This is a genomic window from Gordonia phosphorivorans, from assembly GCF_042432625.1.
Lineage (GTDB): Bacteria > Actinomycetota > Actinomycetes > Mycobacteriales > Mycobacteriaceae > Gordonia > Gordonia phosphorivorans.
On the sequence record NZ_JBHLWV010000006.1, the window covers coordinates 153,048 to 171,436 of the forward strand.

Here is an 18,389-nt window from a genome sequence, read left to right on the forward strand (position 1 = left end):
CGGACCTCAGTCGCCGGTGATCTCGATGATGAAGACGTTCGGGTTCACCGACGGGAACCGTGACAGCGTCGCCTCAACCGTCTGCCACCCTTGGTCGCGGCGCCGGACCCGCACCGTCGTGGCCACCGAAACGATCCCCGAGTCGATGCGGTCGCGGGCCTCCAGTAGTGCGGCTCGGTCCTCGCGGTGCAGCAGGGTTCCCAGCCCGTCCGGTTGCGGGGAACCCTCAGACCAGTAGGCGGTCCATTGCGGCGGCTCCGACACCCAGAAAAGCACCGACGGAACAGATTCGGGGTCGTCACGGAACGTCAGGATTCCGCGGGCAGCCGGCGAAGGAAGCCCAGACAGACGCAACGCCAACTCCGGTGATGTCGGCGGTGGCGACCAACGGGTGATGTCCATACCGATCCACCACACCTGGTTCCCGCGCCGGCGCACCGCGGCGGCCACGTTCACCAGACGAAGGTCCTCGTGGACCAGGCTGACTTCAGTCTGCAAATCCGTGATCACTGGTGCGCGGCTCGCGCACAGATCGACCAGTTCACCGACGTGAGGCACGTACACAACCCGATTGACCAGCGAGTCTGCTGGTCGAGCGTTCCCCATTCTGTCCAGATTCGAGGCGTGCAGCATCCATCCGTCCGCCCCGGTCTCCATCCGCCGCGATTCGGGGTGGAACCGGACACCAGCTGCCCGTGGACGCGCCGTCACCGGTTCATCGATGCGGCCGATCCACAGCAGTAGACCGACCACCATCTCGTCGGGACCGACAACGTGGTGGACCTGCAAGTTGCGAGGCCCCTGCCGGCCGTTGATGCGACTCGACAGCAGCGGAGTGAGTTCGCGGTCCTGGAATCGGTCGGCCGGTAGACGTAGCGCGGCATCCACGAGGCGTTCCAGATCTGCCTTGCAGATACCGTCGCGCCGCTCGATCAGCCCCAGCTGCGCCCACTGGCGGGCCGCGCCGTCCTTCCACACCACGGTCGGTGGCGCCGCCCGATCCAGCCACTCGATCAGATGCCAGCCCACGGAGAGCCAGTCCCGCTACTTGCCGGGGCGGGCGGTGATCTTCACCGTGAACGGTTCCGGGCGCAGCGTGCCGCGTTCACGCATGACCGGTGCCTGCCCGCCCGGCTCGGTCAGCGTCATGTCGAAGGCGTCGCAGATCCGGGAGATCAGCAGCGCCGACTCCTGCATGGCGAATGCCCGCCCGATGCAGCTACGCGGTCCGGTCCCGAACGGCGTGAAGTAGCGATTCGGGTACTGCCGCAACGCTTTCGCGTCCCATCGGGTCGGATCGAACTCGCCAGCCGTGGGCCCCCACACCTCGGTGTCGCGTTGGGCGGCCAAGGTCAGGACGAACACCGGATGCCCGGCAGGAATGTTGTAGCCGCCAAGCTGCTGGTCCTTCCGGGACATGCGGAACATGCCGGGCACCGGCGGCCACAGACGCAGCGACTCATTGAGGATGTTGCGGGTGGTTCGCATGCCGGCCACACCGGAGTAGTCGAAGCCGCGGTCGGAGGCTTCGTCGACGACTGCAGTCGCCAACTCCTTGCGGGCAGCCAAGTACCAGAGTGTGACCTCCAGCAGCGCTGCCGTCGTCTCGTGCCCGGCCACCAGGAAGGTGAGCACCTGGTCGCGCACATTCTCGTGCGGCAGCTTCTGTCCGGTCTCAGGGTCGACTGTGTCGAGCATGAGACCCAGCAGATCGTTCTGCGCCGGCTCCTTCCCGGCCGCACGGTCAGCGACCATCTGATCGAAGTAGTCGCGAGTCTCGGCCAGGTTGTCCTTGAACTGACGCTCCTGGAAGAAGCCTCGGACCTGTCCGATGAGAGGTAGGTCGTTAGAGGATTCCGACGCCCACGACAGCACCTGATCGAGGGCAGTCAGCAGGGTCTCCACTTGCTGATCGGCGCCGTCGTCACTGAACAGGCCGAGGTTGCGGGAGAACCCGGCGCGCGCAATGACTTCCAAGGTCGCGTTCGTCATCGCCTCGTGCACGTCCACGACCTCGCGGGTGGACCAGTGCTCGATGAGATCGTCGGCGACCGACTGCATCGCCGAGTGGTAGGTCTTGAGCGCCGACTGCGCGAACCCTGGATCCAGGATGCGGCGAGCCTGCCCCCACAGTGGGTCGGAGGTTTTTGCCGTGAACAGTCCACTGCGGGTGATCCCGCGGAACTTGAGGGTCGGGCCGGCCAGGGCCCGCGCCCAGTTCCCTTCGTCGTTGCATTCGCCGGCCAGTTCGCCGCCAGCGACCAAGATCAGATGCGAGTCGAGGAGCTTCCGTTCGAAGATCGGGCCCAGCGAATCGGCCAACGTCATCTCGTGCAGCGTCGGGTGATGGCGATCGACACCGAAAATGTCTCCGAGAATCGGGACTCGGGGACCGGGATGCGGAAACCTCGTATCGAGCTTCATGGCCCCGAGTGTTCCATCTCGCACATCGGGCCGTAGGCCGTGGGGGGACAGATCTTGTTCGTCCAAACAATCGGTATCGGTACTATTTCCGGCGGAGGTAGACCATGACGTGGTATGTGATCGAGACTTTGAGCCCTGATGCGGCGACCGTGTGTTTCGCTGGCGACAAGGCCGTGGAATGGCAGTCGGTCAGCCGTCTCGGCGGCAAACTCGGTGTTGACCTGGACTCCGTGGTCGCCACAGTGCGTGCCAGCGGTGAGCGGGAAGACTCCGAGTCGGAGGTGCGCGGTACGGCCACCCGGATCATCGCCGAACCTGCACTGGGGCCAGACGGTGTGGTGCAGGCGGTGTCGGTATGGGTTGGCGCAGCCGGCGACGAGCCGACCACCGCACCGAAGCTTGGCCCGCTCTACGTCGACCTCGCCGAATACAAGCTCGTCCAGACCCTGGAATGCTTCATGCTCAGCGCCAACAGCCCGGCCGATTTCAGTGCTGACCGTGATCCCACCCTGTTTCTGCGCAAGGTGATCCGCTTCGACAAGATTCCCGAGTTCCTGCAGATGGCGGCCAACCCGACCGAAGGCAGCAAGTTCAGCTGCTTCATGAACATTCACCACGAAGCCGGGCACCTCATGTACTGGCTCGGTCTGGCCCGCTACGACCACGACGGCAAGAAGATTCGAGCTCTGGGTCAGGACATCACCGAGTTCTCCGCACCCGAAGTACATCCGGCGGCCCTGGCCTCCGTCGACGACGGTTCCCTGTCCCGCAAGAGTGGGGCGCTACTCATCGGCTTCCCCGGAGACCAGACTCAAGAACCGGTCCTCAACTACTGGATGACCCCACCACCGGTCCGGCTCCGCCTGAACTCGGCGGAGAAGGCCGGCCACCACCTGCACCCCGACGACGTCGCCGCCGTCTGGGACGTCCAACGTCGACTCGTCGACGCCGAGAAAACCACCCAGCTGTCAGTGTTCGTGCGCATCGCTGCTGGCGACGACGACGACTGGGTGCCCACCCAGACAACATTCAGCTCGTACCCGTCCGAGACGGTCGGCCCCGCGGTCTTGGTGGCCCGCGTGCGGGTTCTCGAGGACAGCGAAGTGGCAGCCATGAACGCCGAAGCGGTGCTGTCTCCCTAGCGGTCCGGGCAACCGCATACCGGGGATAACACCTCGCAGACGTCACGGAACCGGGTGGTCACAGCAGTGGCCACCCGGTTTCGCCGTTGTGCGGTGCCGCGATCAGCCCGAGTTCGCCATGTACGTCAGACCCGCGACAGCCAACGGGATCGAGGCGACTGTCAACGGCCACAACGAGGTGAGGATCGCCGCGACAACGGCGCAGACAACGATGAGCGTCGCGCACGCCCCCAACGTCCGGTTGGGATGCTCGGTGAGGATCGCGAAGGGATCACGCATCAGGCCGCGCCCCGTCGCAGTGACGTGATGATCTCTGCCGACAGTTGCAGGAAGGCGTGACTGGTGGCCTTGGACATCGTCGTGATGTCGAACGCGGCACCGTCGGTCAGTGCCCGATCATGTGGCACCGACACCACCTCGCGCACTCCGATCCGATCACGGAAGGTCGCGGCAACCTCCTGGTCCTTCATGATCGACCGCGCTGACACGTGGTTGATCACGACCACTGCCGTGGAGATCAGATTGAGGAAGTGAGTTCGTCGGCTGGGGTACTTGTCAGCCAGGTACATCAGCCGGTTCATGGTGGCCACCCCGCCGGTCACGCCGTCCATTCCCGACATCGGAACCACAATCACATCCGCGGAGTCGAGGACCGCGTCGGCCAGTGGCCCGCACACGCCGGCCGCAGAGTCGACCAGAATCAGGTTGTAGCTGTCGTTCGCCGTCAGCGCGGAAATGACCTTCCGGTAGCCGTCAGCGGTCAGCAAGGACTCGTCCGCGATCGACGTCCCGGACGCCAGCAGCTCAAGGCCTGTGCGCCCTTGCGAGGTGTGCTGGCGCGCATCTGACCACTTTCGGACCGAGTCGATGTTGTCCAACATGGTCTGAATGGTCGAGGAATTGTTTACCGGCAATCGGTGAGACAGTCCGCCGACCGCAGCGACGGCATCGACGGCGATCACACGGTCCCGGCGGTGGGTCGCCATCTGCTGGCCCATGGCCGCGGTCATCGTTGTCTTCCCGCTGCCGTCACCGTGATTGACCACCGCCACGATCGAGGGTCGCTGCAACGGCTTCTTGAGGTGCATCAGCAGTTGCTCGGGCGGCAGGCTCTTCTCCATGCGCCGGCCGACGCGCCGCAGTGCGCCCTGCAATCCCTTCTCCGGGTCCTTCGTCATCGTGTCCGAAGTCGGTGGCGGCGTCGAGGTGCGGGCGGTCGAAACCGTGCCGGCCGGGCGAGGCGCAGGAGCTGGTGCCGGGGACCGGCGGCTGACCGACGGTGCCACCACCGGCGGCGAAGAGACCGGGGCGACCGACGGCGTAGACACAGGCGCGGTGTGCACAGCAACGTCAGGAACAACAGGTGGGGCGGCCATCGGCGGCTCCCTTGTCCAGGCCTCCTCCGAAGGCGTCCCCTGGCCCGCAGCATTGGGTACCGACCCCACAGGAAACCCCGAGACCGGCACAGGAGTCGACTGCTCTGGACCCAGATCCTGAGCAGCGAACGTCGGCAACTCACGCCCCGCACCAGGGCCAACGAACCCGAAGCCCGCGTCGGCGTCGTTGAACTCGTCCGAGCCGGCGACGCTGTCCTGCAGCTGCTCCGGCGCCGGAGTAGTCGGTTCGGTGGCCGAGACGTACATCCGACTGACGTCCTCATCGGTCATCAACCACGGGTCGAGATCCGTCATTTCTGCTCCTCTTGGCTTCGAATCAGGTCCAGTGTCGCAAGCGTGTCTTCCCGTGGATTCCACGCGATCATGCGCCATCGCCTCCCCGTCGACCACCGGCGAGCAAGGCGTTCTTCCAGTCCAGGTGGTCGCGATTGATCCGATGATCAGTCCAGCCAGTCGTGGCCATCTCGCAGCACTCCCGAAGGCGGGAAACCGACTGGGCGCCCATCCACTCCCCTAACCCACCACTCTCCGACCACGACTGTCGGTTGGTGGTGGCAATGAACAGCACCGGCAGCGGTGAGGCGTGCACGTGCTCGACGACGGTGCGCCAGCCGGCCATGATTTGATCGGCTGGCCTGGAGACACTGCCGACCTCGTCGATCATGATGGTGTGCCGGTTGCTGAGCAGCTGCGCGACGTGTGTGGGCAGCTCCCAAGGCGCAACTGACGGGCTCAGCAGATCCGACTCGGTCATGGCCGCCACCCCTGCAGGCTCGACGGCTGCGACCGCGCGTGTCATCGCGATCGCCGCCCGCGTCTTACCGATGCCGGTGGGCCCGATGAACACCAGACCAGTCCGGCCCGGCTGAGCGTCCGCGAGCCGCCGCAGGTGCTCGTCGATGGCCGTGGCCGCCAACTTCTCCCACCGCTTCTCCGGGTGGGCGGGAAGTTCGGCACCGTCGAACCCGCCAGCGCCATCGAACCGGCCCAGCCGTTGCTCCAACCGGGCAGAGCTGGCCCGGTGGACGGACTCGCGCATGGCCGCGCCGCCGTCATCGACGCACATCGCGCACAGAGCCGTCGGCGACGGTGACCCCAGTCGTCGCATGGTGGCACCGCAGTCGGAACAGGAAACCATCGTCCACGCCATCAGCTACACCTCCGAGACGTCGATGGTCGCGCGGACTTGCCCGGAAGCCACATCATTTGTGGTGGTCACCGCCGATTTCTTGTCGAGTGTGCGCATGGCAGTCAGGCCGCGGCGCACGTTGGCGATGGACGGGAAGTCCACGCCACTGACCAGGTACTGGGTGTGTCTGTTCGTGGAGTCGCACAGCCAGAGGACGAACTGCTTGAGCTGGTCGACGGTCAGAGCGTCCGCACCGTCACTGCCGGACAAGCACTCGGCGATCCGGCGGCGACTGGTTTCGGTGATAGGTACGTGCTCGTACTTGTGTAGCCGGCCGTAGTGGTAGGCCCACCCGTCGGCGATGACCTTCACGTCGGGGGTCTCGACGGCGGCAAGGGACGACAACGACGGCCTGCCCGCGGAGATCCAGTCACCGCGAATCTTGGTGAATGTCGCGGCGGTCGGCACGGCCTTCACGTTCGACCGCCAATGCGGCTTGTTCGCCAACCCCCAGGCGACGATTTCGACCACCTGCGCCGAGTTCCATTCGTGGGTGCGCAGCAGGTCTGCGGCAGCCCGTCGGGAGCGGCCGGCGTCCTGCGTGAACTGATGGACACCGAAGCGGGTGATCTGCCCCCGAATCCCCTCGATGACCTGCTCAATGAGGGCACACACATCGGGATGCTCGGCGGACGCACGGTACTCAACGATCAGCTGAGCGCAGTCGCCGTGCCGTTTGGAGCGGCCCGCTCGCGGGGGAAGCAGTGGCTTGCTGCGGGTGATCCAGTACGTCGAGGCGCAATCGGTGGACATCGCCCAGCGCAACATCGGCAGCGCAGTGCGATCCCCTGCCGCGGCGATGAGGTCTGCCGCCCATAGCTCGGGGTCGCCGCTGACCAGGTGGGAATGGTGCGTCATCACCCAGTCGAGTAGTTCACGCACCGTGGTGTGTGAGGCCTCGGTGATCATGGCGGGCTGGTTCTCGACAGGCGCGGTCGCGGCGCTCGTTGGTTGCGCGAGCGGGCCGGCGAGGCGGTCGGCGAGGCGGTCGGCGATCGCGTCCAGGAGCTCGGGGCGGTCAGCGAGACGGGTCAGGATCTGATCGGCGACCTCTGCTGCCAGTGTCGTGGCTCCAGGGGTTTGCTCGTAGTCGTCGTGACGTTCCGCAAGTGTCATGTCACTTCCCTTCTCCGTATGTGGCTTCGCTGGCCCGTTGCTGGCCCTGTGTGGCCTTCTGAGGGCTGATTAGGTGCTCCGGGCAGTTCGGGGCCGAACTGATAGCCAGACGCTTTCTGCGCGGCGTTGGTTCAGTTGTGGGCTCGGGCTTGGGGCTTGGCCCCAAGCCGGGCTGCGATGCGAAGCGTCGCAGTCGTGCATTTTCGAGTGCGGCATCTGGGCTGGAACTGCGTCGCCGTCTCCCCCCAGACCCCCCTCCCCAACGCAAGTTATGTACGCAACGCGAGCACCACTTGGTGTCATGTCTCAGCGTGCCTGCGCTCGCGCGCGTATACGCGCGCGCGTACGCGAGATGTGCATACCCTATGGCAAACCTGTTCTGACCTGCGCAAACAGTAGTGTCATAGGGTATGGCGTAGGGTATGCCACCACCTCGGAAAGTGAGACGATTCACCGCGAACGTCTCACAAAATTGGTGGCATACCCTATGCCACATCGGACATCCAGAGGGCTCCCAGGGCGCCGGGTGGCATAGGGTATGCCACCCGCGATGCGGGTGGTTCGCGGGTCGCCGGCGCGGGGCTGGCGACTGCTGTCCGGCGGCGCGGTTTCGGCAGGATCCTCGCCGCGCGGTGGCATAGGGTATGCCAGTTCCTGCGGTCGAGGCGACGGTCGGCACGGCCGCGGGCTACTGGCTGCCGGTGCGGCGCTGGCGGAACGTGGTGACCGAAGAATCTGCGGAGAAGTCGGCCAGAGCGCGCTGCAAAGGTTCGCGCAGCTGGGGGTGAACACCAAGCCATTTGCGGCGATCGAGTTCGACGTGAATCAGATCGGCGTCGGGCATCTGGGCGAGACTGTCGATCATCGTGCGGTTCGGCTCATCGAGATTGCCGTGCATGTGCCGAACCGGCGGGAGTTCGCCGCCGGTGATCTCTTCCCACAGGGACTGCGCTGCCTGCCACGCCGAATCGGCCTTGGTTCCGACCATGGCGGCCGTGTTCAGCGCCAGCAACTGGGTGCCGATGATGAACCTCAGAAGCGGTTTGGTGCGAAGTGACCGCTGCAGATCCCACAGGCCGCTCTTGAGGTATTTCGGCTGGTTAAACGACTGGTCAGCCATGTATCCGGTGATCAGGATCGCGGGACCGGAGACGACGATGAGTTCCTTCTGCTCCAGCCCGCTCAGGTACAGGTCGATCGAATCGGCGTTACACCCGACGACCTCGGCCCACTCGTGGCGGCGGTATACGTAGCCGGTCGCTGACGTGTCGGGCGCGGTGTACATCTGGAAGTACAGGCCCGATTCCTGCAGTGTGCAGCCAGCTGCGTTCAGCTGCTCGCTGAGCGTCTTGGGTACCTGCGTGAAAAGACCAGCTCTGCGTGGGCGGCGGGCAGGGCTCGTGCCGGTCATGGCAGCCACCAACTCTCGATGGTGCCGACTGCGAACTTCGTTGCCAGCAGCTCGTCGAGCGCGGCGGCCGGGGAGACGGTGCGGGCGTCGTGGCCGCGGTGGGAGAACCGAAGGTGCGCGTGAAGCAGGCGTTCGGCGTCAGCAGCCTCGTACCTGGGGCGGGCTTCGGTGCGAGCTGCGAGCAGCAGTTGGGCTGCGGCCATGGTGAGCTGCTGGCGGGAGGTCAGGGAGGCGAGAGTCATCTTGGCTCACCCGACCTGGTCTGGTCGTACGGCTCCACTGAAAGCCACGATCTGCTCGACCGAGTTCACCGAGGTCCAGTGCAGCCACGCTGCGCGCGCAAGGTTGGCCGGACGTCGGTTGGTGCCGGCCGCCAACGAGGCCAACACTGTGTGCGCGGCGTCGGTGACATGGAACGACGTGCGCCGGGGGTCCGGGCCGACAGCTGCGGAAAGGTGCTCGTCGAGGATCGTGGGATCGTGCGCGTAGGCCTGGCCAGCGTCGTAGATGGCCTCAGTCAACAGCCAGGCGACCGACCGTTGGGTGCGGTGGATGACTAGATCGAGAGTGCGGCGCGCATCTGCAGGCAGCCGCACCGTAATCGGGCGGGGCATGGTGGTCCTCTATGTGTCATTGGCTTCGAATTGAAGATGAGCATAGACCTGTGCTCTCCCCTTCCGCGTCAGCCGCCACAGTTCACGGACGATAGCCGCGTGCGCTGGGCGGCACGTGATTCCACATCTCGGCCCGAAGCTTGGGGTCCTTGGCGATCACTTCCATGCCGATCCGGGCGACCATCTGCAAGAACACGCCCTCGGCGACGGTGCCGTTGAGTCGACTCCACACCTGGTCGGCCTCGGCCTCCACGAATGCTCGCCGGCTGGCGGAGAGCTCTTCCACGAAGTCGCGGTCGACTGACCAGTTCCTCGCCGTCGTCCTGCCAGGCGCCATCGTCGAGCCCTCCATCGCAATCTCAATCTGCTGTCCGCTCACCGTAGAAGGCTGGTCTTTCCTTCGTGAGCGGTACAGGCACAACGCCGGTACAGCTGGGTTCACGTCAAACACGGCAAAGCCGTGTACTTGCGGATACATGCATACCGCCGGTGCACCGTAAAACACGGGTTACGTGTGTATCCCCAACAACCCACGTATCCAACAGTAAGCGTCTAGGAAATGACCGGTGGGAAGGCTGCCCGGGCTCGCATAGCGGCCCGGGCAGCTCGCTGCGGGGAACTTAATTCAGGACATCATCTGGCCGTGCAGAGCTGCGCGTACGAGTTCGGACCGCGAACTGGCCTTCATCTTCGCGACGAGATCATCGAGGGTGTCGATGTTGGCGCGGAGGGTGGAGATCTGCAGCTGGGTCGTCTGGACGGTCACTCGACGCTCACTAGAGAGGACAAACAGGCCGTCGTCGGTCATTGTTTGGTTCTTGAGCTTCGCCACCAGTGCCGGCAGCCGGTCCTTTTGCGCGGCGATCGCACTCAGGATGATGTTGGCGTGCGTCGTGCCGGAATGGTGCTGTTCTCGCACCCAGTTGGCCTGCTCGACCGGAAGCAGCAGCGAAATCGGGATGCTCGAGTCGGGAGACCCGGCGGGCGCACGACGGCTGACTCCCCGCTTGGTTCGCCGGGGCATCTCCTGCGCGGCGCTGTGGGAAGGCGCCGGCGGCGCCGCTGCCGGCGCTACTGGCTCCGCATCCGGGGTTGGCACGGGAGCGGGCGGGCTGCTCACCGTCGGCCGCGGCGGCGGCGGGATCACGGGCTTCTTCCGCGCGGGTGGGCCACCCAGACCGGCCGGGCTCAGCTGATTGCGGGCGCTCACGCTTCCACCGCCTCAGCCTCATCGGTGAAGACTTCGGTGAGCGCAGACAGGATCTCCTGCGTCAGCAGCATGTAGTCGCCCGCGAGCCGCGGCGCACTGGACGGCAAGCTCACCGGCTTATTGCCAGCCTTGATCGCCTCGTAGTACGGCTCGGCGTCCTCGACCTCTTTCGCCAGCTCATGGACGAGTTTGTTGGCGTAGCGGGCCTCTACCGCGGTGGCCTCGACGTGACGGATCACCGTGTCGAAAACGACGCCGTCCTCGTTGAGGACCGCAGACAGGTCTTCGATCGCATTCTTGCGGACGTTCGAGGCGCCCGAGGTCACGCCGAACAGCACTGCCCCGAGGACCTGCACGTCGGGGTTGTAGCGGCGCACCGAAGTCAACTGTTGCGCGAGCTTCTGCAGCCCTCGGATGGAGGCGCGGTCGGACTTGGTGGGGATGAGCAGCCATCGGGCCGCGCCGAGGGCCTGCTGCATCAGCAGTGGCCGGGTGGGCGGAGTGTCGATGACAATCAGGTCGTACTCCCCCGCCACCCCCGCAAGTGCTGCGGCGAACATTAAATGCGGTTCTTCCACCTGGCCCTTCATGATCGCCCCGGTCACGAAGGATTCGAGGTCGTCCAGGCGCGATCCTCCCGGGATCACATCGAGGTTGGGACGGACATCGGTGATCACTGGTGCCATCGGTGCCCGGCCCTGAATGGCGTCGGCAAGGTGCATTCCGTCGTCAGAGACCCCGTACCCGAGGTCGTCGGCGGCATTGCCCTGCGGGTCCAGGTCGATCAACAGGGTTCGCCAGCCACTTTCGGCGGCCAGACCTGCGACATTCACCGCGACCGACGTCTTACCGACGCCGCCCTTGGAGTTGGCGCTGACCACTGTTCGTGTGAGGTACGGGGCGTAGCTATTCATGCGGGCTCCAGATAGGTCAGGTGGCGTAGTGACTGGATGCGTCGAGGTGATCCCTGCGCGGCGGGGTGTGTGGCACCGACGGCAATAGGACGTCCGACGTGCTCACCACTACTGCACGCCATACAGCAGCTGTGAGTGGAGCCAGTATTGCATACGTTGTTGCCTGCAGTACGGGAGGCAACACCGAACCCATCAGTAGTTGCCGTATGAGGCTGCGTACCGAGCGCAGCGTGTTGGCCACCGTGCGTGACAACGGTGGACAACGTCACCGATCGCACGGTGGGCGCAACAGTGTGACGCACGATGGAACGACCGGTGGAACAAGTAGTGCGTCCACCGGCGGAATGAGCGGTGTCTTACATACGGAGAACAGTGTGCGAACAAGCGGTGGTACGAACGGTGTATTCACTACTGAAACACGTGTGGGCAACAACGGTGAATCCAACGGTGAATCCAACGGTGGCTCTTTCGGTGGTCCTAGCGGTGGGTGTAGCGGTGGTGCGGGCACTGGGTTAACAGGTGTGGGAACTACCGGGACGTGTATGGGGCCTTGCGAAGTGTCTCATAGTGGGTCGATAACCGGGTGATATACCGCAAGGTGCGGTGGCACGTCTACCGGGGAGCGTACGGGGTGTAATACTGTGCTTAGACCTGCGAAAACCAGTAGCGGACGGGTGCTTGTAGAGGTAGGGTACGTAAGAAGTGAGCGCCGCAATAGGGCAGGCATGAGCACCTCGATGGTCCGTCTCGCCGAGAGGGGCCTCCAAGGCGCGCTCCGGTCGCGTGTTGCAGGTGCAGACGAGGTCCGATTGTCGGCGACCAGAAGCGTGCGCAGCAGCGATGAAAGCCGCGCTGGTGCAGACTCCTGAGCGTGCCGTTGCGGTGCTCGATCGGCGCCGTTCTTGTAGCGACAATCCGGCAGCGAACGCGCGGTACGGGGCGAGGTTGGGTGACTGGAAATCGGGCGGACGGAGTGCGCGGTCGTGTGTGATCCGGCGCGACCCCGCGGCCGCGCCAGCGGACATTAGCTGATGGGTGAATCCCGCGAATGCGTGCTGGAGTCAGCGGATCGCGCTGGGGGAGGGGCAGGACTCCGGGGTTGATCGCCGCGACCAGGGGCGGCCAGGGCCGCCCGGGTGGCCGTCGGCGAGGATCTTGGCCGCCGCGTGTTCGGCAGGACACCGAGTGTTCGTCAAGCCGTACGGCGGGTTGGGGTGGGAATCGGCCAGGGTTGGGCTCAGCGAGTCATGTCAGCCCGATCATCCACATGACCGCCCTCCTGGCGCGGCGGATGGCAGCTCTGACCTGGGAAAACGCCCTCATTGCCACGGAGAGCGCCGAAAACGCGGCCCGGGACCCAATCCCTACAGCCAGATCTCCGAGATAGGCCGTCGGCCGGGGGAGTCCAGGTCTGCGGCGGAACTCCACTTGGCTCCGGGCCGGCCGCCAAGGCATGTCCGGCGGAAGAGGCTTCAGTGGCGCCAAGTCCGGAAGCTGCTGGGTACTGCCAGATCCACTGACATCGGATCCCGGAGTCTGACGGCAAATCAGTCAAGATTCCGACCCCGCGGTAGGCCCGGTCGCACAGATCGGACCAGGTCAGCGCTTAGAGGCCGGCATCCAACGCTTGTTTAACAAGGCAGCAGGTTCTGTCAATCTTCGCTGCATCTCGACACCGAAACTGACACCCCAGGGAGGGGGTGAGCCTTAAGGGCACGATCACTACAGGTTCCTGCGAGACTTTCTTTGAGAATTACACTTCTCGGAGATAGTCCACTCTCTACCTGGGGAAATGCGCGAAATGAGCCCTGTGAGCGGCCGATATGCGTGGTAGTGTCATTGAAACGCCAGGTCAAACGAAGGTTGGTGACCACATGACCGCGGTAGTCCCTGAATCGCTGCAGGTCAGCACGGTATGCCCGCTGTCCAGGCCGTTCTCGGACTTTGACGCGAACATGGGCCCACTACCGCCGACCGCGCCGATCACCACGCTGCTGGCCACCGACGACGGATGGGATTGGCTGGTCGAGCATGGCGGTGACCTGGCCGCCGGTGGGCAGCGACTACTGGCGGCCGCCGCCGGGGCGGCGCCGGATCAGTGGATGACCGCGGTGTTCTGCTGGGCCCGTGGACGCTGGTCCCTGAGCACCCGGGGGCCGGCCGACTTCACAGTCGGCGCGGCGGTGCTCGAAGTCGACTTCGGTCGGGCATGAAAAGTACTTGTGACCAGTACCTATTCAGGGGCGAATGGTCACAGTGACAGATGTGGTGGAACGGGTAGGTGGCCGCGCGAAGTCGCGGACCGGAGCGGAAGGTAGCTGATGGGCAGCACGGGACAGGGAATCACGGCCGACGGCGAAGGCCGCGCCTTCCTCATCGAATGGAAGGGGGAGCGCCTGGACGCTCTCGCCGTAATCCAACGCGGCAAGGTTCGGTTCCGAACTGCCGACGGCCGCATGCTCGGCCGCGCCACCCTCATCGGTCAGCTGGTGCGGCCCGGCGAGGCGCCGCACCAGCTGGCCGAGCAGAATCCGGTCTGGCCCGTCGAGTCGCCCGTCGCAGCGCCAGCAGTGCCCGCTGAGGGGACTGGAGGTCACTGGGCTGAGTCCGCCCCCGCGGTCGTCGGCCCGGCACCCCACCTGCAGGTCTCGACCGCGCCGCCAGCACCGACCGCGCCGCCAGCACCGGAGACGGTGCCGGTGGTCCCGCCGGTCAGCGATCTACCGGAAGTGCGGCTCGTCGACGGGCATTGGGTTGCGACCAACGCCGACGGCAGCACCGACACCGTCTGGTCCGGACCCATCCGTGTGGCAGCAGTGGACCGCGAACTGTCCGCCGTCCAACTGCGGCTCGCACGCCTACAGGCGGTGCGGGCGGCAGTGAGCTCCGAACGTGAACAGGCCATCGCCGAAGCGGTCACCCGGCTCGCCGCGGCCGACGGCGTCGACGACCCGCGTTCGGCAGAGCCGGCCCAGCAGGCGGTGTGGCGGCGGTACGCGGAAGTCATGGTCGGGGAGTAGCCATGCCAGATGTGCTTCCGGCGCCAGCTGCCACTACAGCACCGGCATCCATCTCGGTGGCTGGCCGCCAACGAATCGACGACGCCCTCGGCGATGTGCTCGCTCCGTCCACCCGCCGCGCCTACGAGCGGCATTGGCAGGCATTCGAGTCCTACTGCCAGGTCAGCGGCTACCAGTCGCTGCCGGCCGACGTCGATGTGGTCTGCGAGTACCTGCACATCATGGAACGCTCCCGTCCCGCCGGCAGCGACCGCCCCTACAAGGTCAGCTACATCGACCAGGTGGCCGCAGCCATCAAGTACAAGCATCGCGCTGCAGTCGCCATGCCGATCGCGGTCGTCGACCAACCCCTCACCCCTGCCCTGTGGGAACACCCGAAGATCAGCGACTTCATGCGGGCCATGCGCAACCGTGCCTCCCGCGCGGGAACGGCTGCGCCCGTGCAGGAGCAGCCACTGCTGCTCGACGAGCTGACGGCCTGCATTTCCACGGCCCGCGCCGATGCCGACACCTGGCGCAAACACCTCCACGAACGTCGCGACACCGCAGTGCTCCTCCTGGGCTGGGTGGGCGCCCAGCGGCGCTCCGAGATCACCGGACTGCGGGTCCGCGACGTGACACGCACCTATTCCAAGTGGACGATGACTGTCCGCCGATCCAAGACCGACCAGGCCGGAAAAGAGCACGTTAAAGCGCTGCCGACAGGGGAGAGCCTGATCACGTGCGGGCCCTGCGCCTACCTGCGGTGGATGGAAGCGGTCACCACCTACGACGAACACGGGCGCATGGGCTTGATTCGGCTGCTCGCGCGCAGCGAACCGCCGTCACACCACATCTGCAGGAACAACGCACCACTGCCCAAGCCCGGATCTCCGGTGTTCCGCCGGATCACCCGGGCAGGGGACATCGACGAACGAGTCATGTCCGACGAGATGGTGTCCACGATCGTGCGCCGCCGACTGGCCGCCACCGACCTGGGCGTCGACGCCACAGACTTCGGGGCACACTCACTGCGAGCCGGGTTCGTCACCGAGGCGTACTTGAACGGCAAGGAAGACCGCCAGATCATGCGCCAGTCCGGGCACCGATCCACCAGCGGCCTGCGGCGATACGCACGTGAACGCTCGGCCTACGACAACAACGCCGCAACCGGTCTCGGCCTCTGAATCGGAGCCGGCCAAGACTGTCCGGTGTCGCGACTGCTGCGCGTACGAAGATCCCGCGCCGCGCCATGATCGGGATCTACACCAGCTTGGAGAGCGATGTGCGGCGGACGGTGGCCCTCAAACTGGCTGACAAGATTCGGAGCTGCTCGAAATGAGTGTGTCTCTGAACGACCCGACAGCGGCGATCGTGGAGTTCCTGCGCCGCGAGTTCGTGGGCAAGTCCGAGATCAAGGCGGTCTACGACTCCGACCCCGGCCTGATTCCCACCGACGAGTTGCCCTGCATCACGGTGGATAAAGAACGGCGACCGCAGCGAGTACGGGGCCACGGGGCGCATCGACGTGACCGAGGAGATCGTGATCAAGGTGATCCTGGACAAGCAGGTGGACTGGTCTGAGGACGTCGACCACGAGCAGCACGTGAAGAAGCACCTGCGCCGCCTGGTGGAGGCTCGGACGGCAGACGGCCGCTCGTGCGCGCCGGGGACGATCCGCTATGCGCTGGCGAACCGACTGGAGATCGAGCGGGTGGCGGTGAGCGCGCCGATGTCATCTGAATATGGGATTTCTGCGAGAAACGCTGACAGTCTGGTAACGGCGGAGGCCCATATGTCGATGACCTGCACGTATAGTGTGGCTGCGCCCACGCGATGAGGCACTGAAGACGGCTGAAAGGCACTCGAGCAATGGCTAACGACCCACGCCAGCATCCTGGCAACTGGCAGCAGGGTGTTCCGCCGAGGCCGTATGGTCCTCCCGCGGCAGGCCCGAGTCAGCCTCATCAAAATCAGGCTTGGCCACAGCCTCCGTACGGCCAGCACGCGCCGCCGACGCAGCCGCCGCGACAGGCTCCGCCGCCGAACTACATGAGTGCGCCGCCGGCACCACCAAACCAGCCTCCCGGCGGTGGCTACGGCGGTAATTATGGCGAGCAGCCTAATGGCCCAGAGAAGCCAACCAACAATCTGAAGTACGCCATAGGTGCGGGCGCACTGGCCGTCATAGTCGGTGTCGGCGTTATTGTGGGGATCAGTCAGAGCGGCGAAGGAAACAGAAGCGGCTCTACTTCTGCGGGCGAGGTGGGTCAAAGTAGGTATGAAGTGCTAAGTAACGAACAATGTTTGGATATGGAGAGTCAGGGCAAGGGTGTCTATGGGGGCGTAATAGATATAGATCAGAACATAACAAACCCAACAGACAATGAGATACTTTCTAATTTTAGAGTGAAGGATTACGATAATGGTGATGCATATTCAACATACATCAGCGTTGAGAGTCTTTCGGATACACAAAAGGGCCAATTAATTGATAGTGCTCGGAGTATTATAAAACTCGGACAGTCAATATCCCCGAACAAAACAGCAGGTACCATCCTCAATAGATCAGGAGTTACTGTATATGGTGACATATCAAAGGGTCAGCAGATTGAGGATGGCAAGATAGATAGTGAAGATTTGGGTATATGTATGTCCAATCCTAACTATCGCTAGAACAGGTAGTCAATCTTTAGGCCCTGGGTATGTATACCCAGGCCTTTTATCTTGTCCATCATCTCGGTTTGTACTTTCTCGACCGTTTCTTTGTCGTAGGTCACGGCACCCGATCCGTCGGGCGGCGATATGCTTGACCAATCGTGCAGTTTCGGGGCGAGACCGTGACGACGAGCGGGGAGATCAACCACCCCGCCTTCCAGCAGGTGGAGCCAGAGCCAGAAGCGGTGACACGTAAACGGAAGGAGGCAAAGACAAATGAATAACGGAATCAGTGGCAACAGCGGCTACCTCGCGCTCGGGCGTGAGCCCTAACGGACGGCCTGCGGCACACAACATCGGCGCGCGGCTGTCCTTCCTCTCGGTTCCCAGTCCAGAGTTTGAAACCTGGGTGGCGGGAGGGGCGCTACCGTCCAGTAATCCAGACTTTTGCGCGGCCAGTCCAGACTTTCGGCGCCTGCGGCAGCACCGTCAGATGGCTGGCCCTTGCCACTGTCGGCTTGCCGCACGCCATCTCTGCCTGGTGCAACGCTCAACCTGTTCCACCCGAAGATGTCGGGTGCGCCCCACAGGAAAGAGGTTCGCGTCATGGCGACACAATCCCCGACCCGCTCTGCAACCCGCACACGGAATGCGCGAGCAATGCAGCGCCACGGCTGGACCCTGGTCACCCAGGACGAGCAATCGGAGGTGTGGTCGCGTGACGGCTACGAACTGACCGTGCACTACAACCTGCGACCGAACACCGTGAGCGCCATCGAACTGGGCTACAGCAGCGACAGTGAGATCAAGTACGTGCATGTCGCACGCAACTCGAAACTGCAGTTGCGAGGCGAACCGATCGGCGGGTACCCCAGTGATTGGACCACCCGCCAGCTCCTGCTGGTGATCGCTGCGAACACCGACTTGACTGTCTGGCTGCACGAAGAAGATTGGTGGCGGACCGGCGAATATCTCGCCGAGGACTCGCGGCTGGCGAACCAGAACGTGTCACCGACCCTGAGCAACGACGATCTCGGTGCACTGGGCAGAAAGCTCACCGAGGCCGGCTGGGCGATCGCCAGTGTCAACGGCAAGAAGAAGGATCTGGTCGTCGAGGCTGCTGCCGCCGCCCGCGCACTGATCGACCAGATCACCGCGGCGCTCCCGGCCGCGTAAGCAACAGGTCAACCCTGCCTGCCAACCCGCTTATCGGGGCTCTTCGAAGTTGAGCGGGCACCTCAGCAGTGAATCTGGATGCCTGCCCGCTGTTTGCGGGTGCAGTGGAATCGTATCCGGCGTCGTGAGTTCTCGAGGT

The 18,389-nt window shown here is 64.5% G+C and carries 19 protein-coding genes; 7 read left to right on the forward strand and 12 right to left on the reverse strand.

All coding sequences use genetic code 11. The annotated features are described in order from the left end of the window. Window positions 1–6: 6 nt before the first annotated feature. A complete protein-coding gene (locus ACFFJD_RS02235) occupies window positions 7–1,029 on the reverse strand; it encodes a hypothetical protein (protein ID WP_382360282.1) in 1,023 nt (340 codons plus the stop codon). 15 nt (window positions 1,030–1,044) lie between these two features. Further along, a complete protein-coding gene (locus tag ACFFJD_RS02240; protein ID WP_382360285.1) occupies window positions 1,045–2,424 on the reverse strand; it encodes a cytochrome P450 in 1,380 nt (459 codons plus the stop codon). A gap of 104 nt (window positions 2,425–2,528) precedes the next feature. Here ACFFJD_RS02240 and ACFFJD_RS02245 point away from each other — a divergent pair, with 104 nt between their 5' ends. Next, window positions 2,529–3,566, forward strand: a complete 1,038-nt coding sequence (locus ACFFJD_RS02245; RefSeq protein WP_382360288.1) for a GAF domain-containing protein — start codon at window positions 2,529–2,531, stop codon at window positions 3,564–3,566. 102 nt (window positions 3,567–3,668) lie between these two features. Here ACFFJD_RS02245 and ACFFJD_RS02250 read toward each other — a convergent pair whose 3' ends face one another. The 10 genes from ACFFJD_RS02250 to ACFFJD_RS02295 all read right to left on the reverse strand — a co-directional run bounded on the left by ACFFJD_RS02250 (window position 3,669) and on the right by ACFFJD_RS02295 (window position 11,417). Further along, a complete protein-coding gene (locus ACFFJD_RS02250; protein ID WP_382360291.1) occupies window positions 3,669–3,845 on the reverse strand; it encodes a hypothetical protein in 177 nt (58 codons plus the stop codon). Continuing rightward, complete coding sequence (locus tag ACFFJD_RS02255) at window positions 3,845–5,257, reverse strand: MinD/ParA family ATP-binding protein (protein WP_382360294.1); 1,413 nt, start codon at window positions 5,255–5,257, stop codon at window positions 3,845–3,847. The genes ACFFJD_RS02250 and ACFFJD_RS02255 overlap by 1 nt, the downstream gene beginning before the upstream one ends. Window positions 5,258–5,324: 67 nt before the next feature. Continuing rightward, window positions 5,325–6,113, reverse strand: coding sequence for an AAA family ATPase (locus tag ACFFJD_RS02260; protein WP_382360297.1), 789 nt, complete (start codon window positions 6,111–6,113; stop codon window positions 5,325–5,327). 3 nt (window positions 6,114–6,116) lie between these two features. Continuing rightward, on the reverse strand, window positions 6,117–7,268 hold the full coding sequence (locus ACFFJD_RS02265; RefSeq protein ID WP_382360300.1) for a hypothetical protein: 1,152 nt from the start codon (window positions 7,266–7,268) through the stop codon (window positions 6,117–6,119). A 688-nt stretch (window positions 7,269–7,956) separates the two neighbouring features. Next, the gene (locus ACFFJD_RS02270) at window positions 7,957–8,679 is read right to left on the reverse strand and encodes a hypothetical protein (protein WP_382360303.1); all 723 of its coding nucleotides are present in this window, start codon (window positions 8,677–8,679) and stop codon (window positions 7,957–7,959) included. Further along, window positions 8,676–8,921 carry a hypothetical protein gene (locus ACFFJD_RS02275; protein WP_382360306.1) on the reverse strand — a complete coding sequence of 82 codons (246 nt, stop codon included), beginning with the start codon at window positions 8,919–8,921 and terminating at the stop codon, window positions 8,676–8,678. Before ACFFJD_RS02275 ends, ACFFJD_RS02270 begins: the two co-directional genes overlap by 4 nt. Before the next feature lie 6 nt (window positions 8,922–8,927). Continuing rightward, entirely contained in the window at window positions 8,928–9,293 is a 366-nt protein-coding gene (locus tag ACFFJD_RS02280) for a ribbon-helix-helix domain-containing protein (protein WP_382360309.1), read from the reverse strand. Between the two features lie 82 nt (window positions 9,294–9,375). Then, entirely contained in the window at window positions 9,376–9,630 is a 255-nt protein-coding gene (locus ACFFJD_RS02285; RefSeq protein WP_382360312.1) for a hypothetical protein, read from the reverse strand. 288 nt (window positions 9,631–9,918) lie between these two features. Then, window positions 9,919–10,503 carry a ribbon-helix-helix domain-containing protein gene (locus ACFFJD_RS02290; protein WP_382360315.1) on the reverse strand — a complete coding sequence of 195 codons (585 nt, stop codon included), beginning with the start codon at window positions 10,501–10,503 and terminating at the stop codon, window positions 9,919–9,921. Next, entirely contained in the window at window positions 10,500–11,417 is a 918-nt protein-coding gene (locus ACFFJD_RS02295) for a ParA family protein (RefSeq protein WP_382360318.1), read from the reverse strand. The genes ACFFJD_RS02290 and ACFFJD_RS02295 overlap by 4 nt, the downstream gene beginning before the upstream one ends. A 1,874-nt stretch (window positions 11,418–13,291) precedes the next feature. Between ACFFJD_RS02295 and ACFFJD_RS02300 the strand changes: the two genes are divergently transcribed. The 6 genes from ACFFJD_RS02300 (at window position 13,292) to ACFFJD_RS02325 (ending at window position 18,250) form a co-directional block, all read left to right on the forward strand. Beyond that, a complete protein-coding gene (locus tag ACFFJD_RS02300) occupies window positions 13,292–13,630 on the forward strand; it encodes a hypothetical protein (protein ID WP_382360321.1) in 339 nt (112 codons plus the stop codon). A 108-nt stretch (window positions 13,631–13,738) separates the two neighbouring features. Beyond that, entirely contained in the window at window positions 13,739–14,437 is a 699-nt protein-coding gene (locus ACFFJD_RS02305; RefSeq protein WP_382360324.1) for a hypothetical protein, read from the forward strand. Between the two features lie 2 nt (window positions 14,438–14,439). Next, a complete protein-coding gene (locus ACFFJD_RS02310) occupies window positions 14,440–15,603 on the forward strand; it encodes a tyrosine-type recombinase/integrase (RefSeq protein ID WP_382360327.1) in 1,164 nt (387 codons plus the stop codon). A 341-nt stretch (window positions 15,604–15,944) separates the two neighbouring features. Further along, window positions 15,945–16,256, forward strand: coding sequence for a hypothetical protein (locus tag ACFFJD_RS02315; protein ID WP_382360330.1), 312 nt, complete (start codon window positions 15,945–15,947; stop codon window positions 16,254–16,256). A 212-nt stretch (window positions 16,257–16,468) separates the two neighbouring features. After that, window positions 16,469–17,092 carry a hypothetical protein gene (locus ACFFJD_RS02320; RefSeq protein WP_382360333.1) on the forward strand — a complete coding sequence of 208 codons (624 nt, stop codon included), beginning with the start codon at window positions 16,469–16,471 and terminating at the stop codon, window positions 17,090–17,092. Window positions 17,093–17,578: 486 nt separating this feature from the next. Further along, a complete protein-coding gene (locus ACFFJD_RS02325; protein WP_382360336.1) occupies window positions 17,579–18,250 on the forward strand; it encodes a hypothetical protein in 672 nt (223 codons plus the stop codon). The last annotated feature ends 139 nt before the right edge of the window (window positions 18,251–18,389 follow it).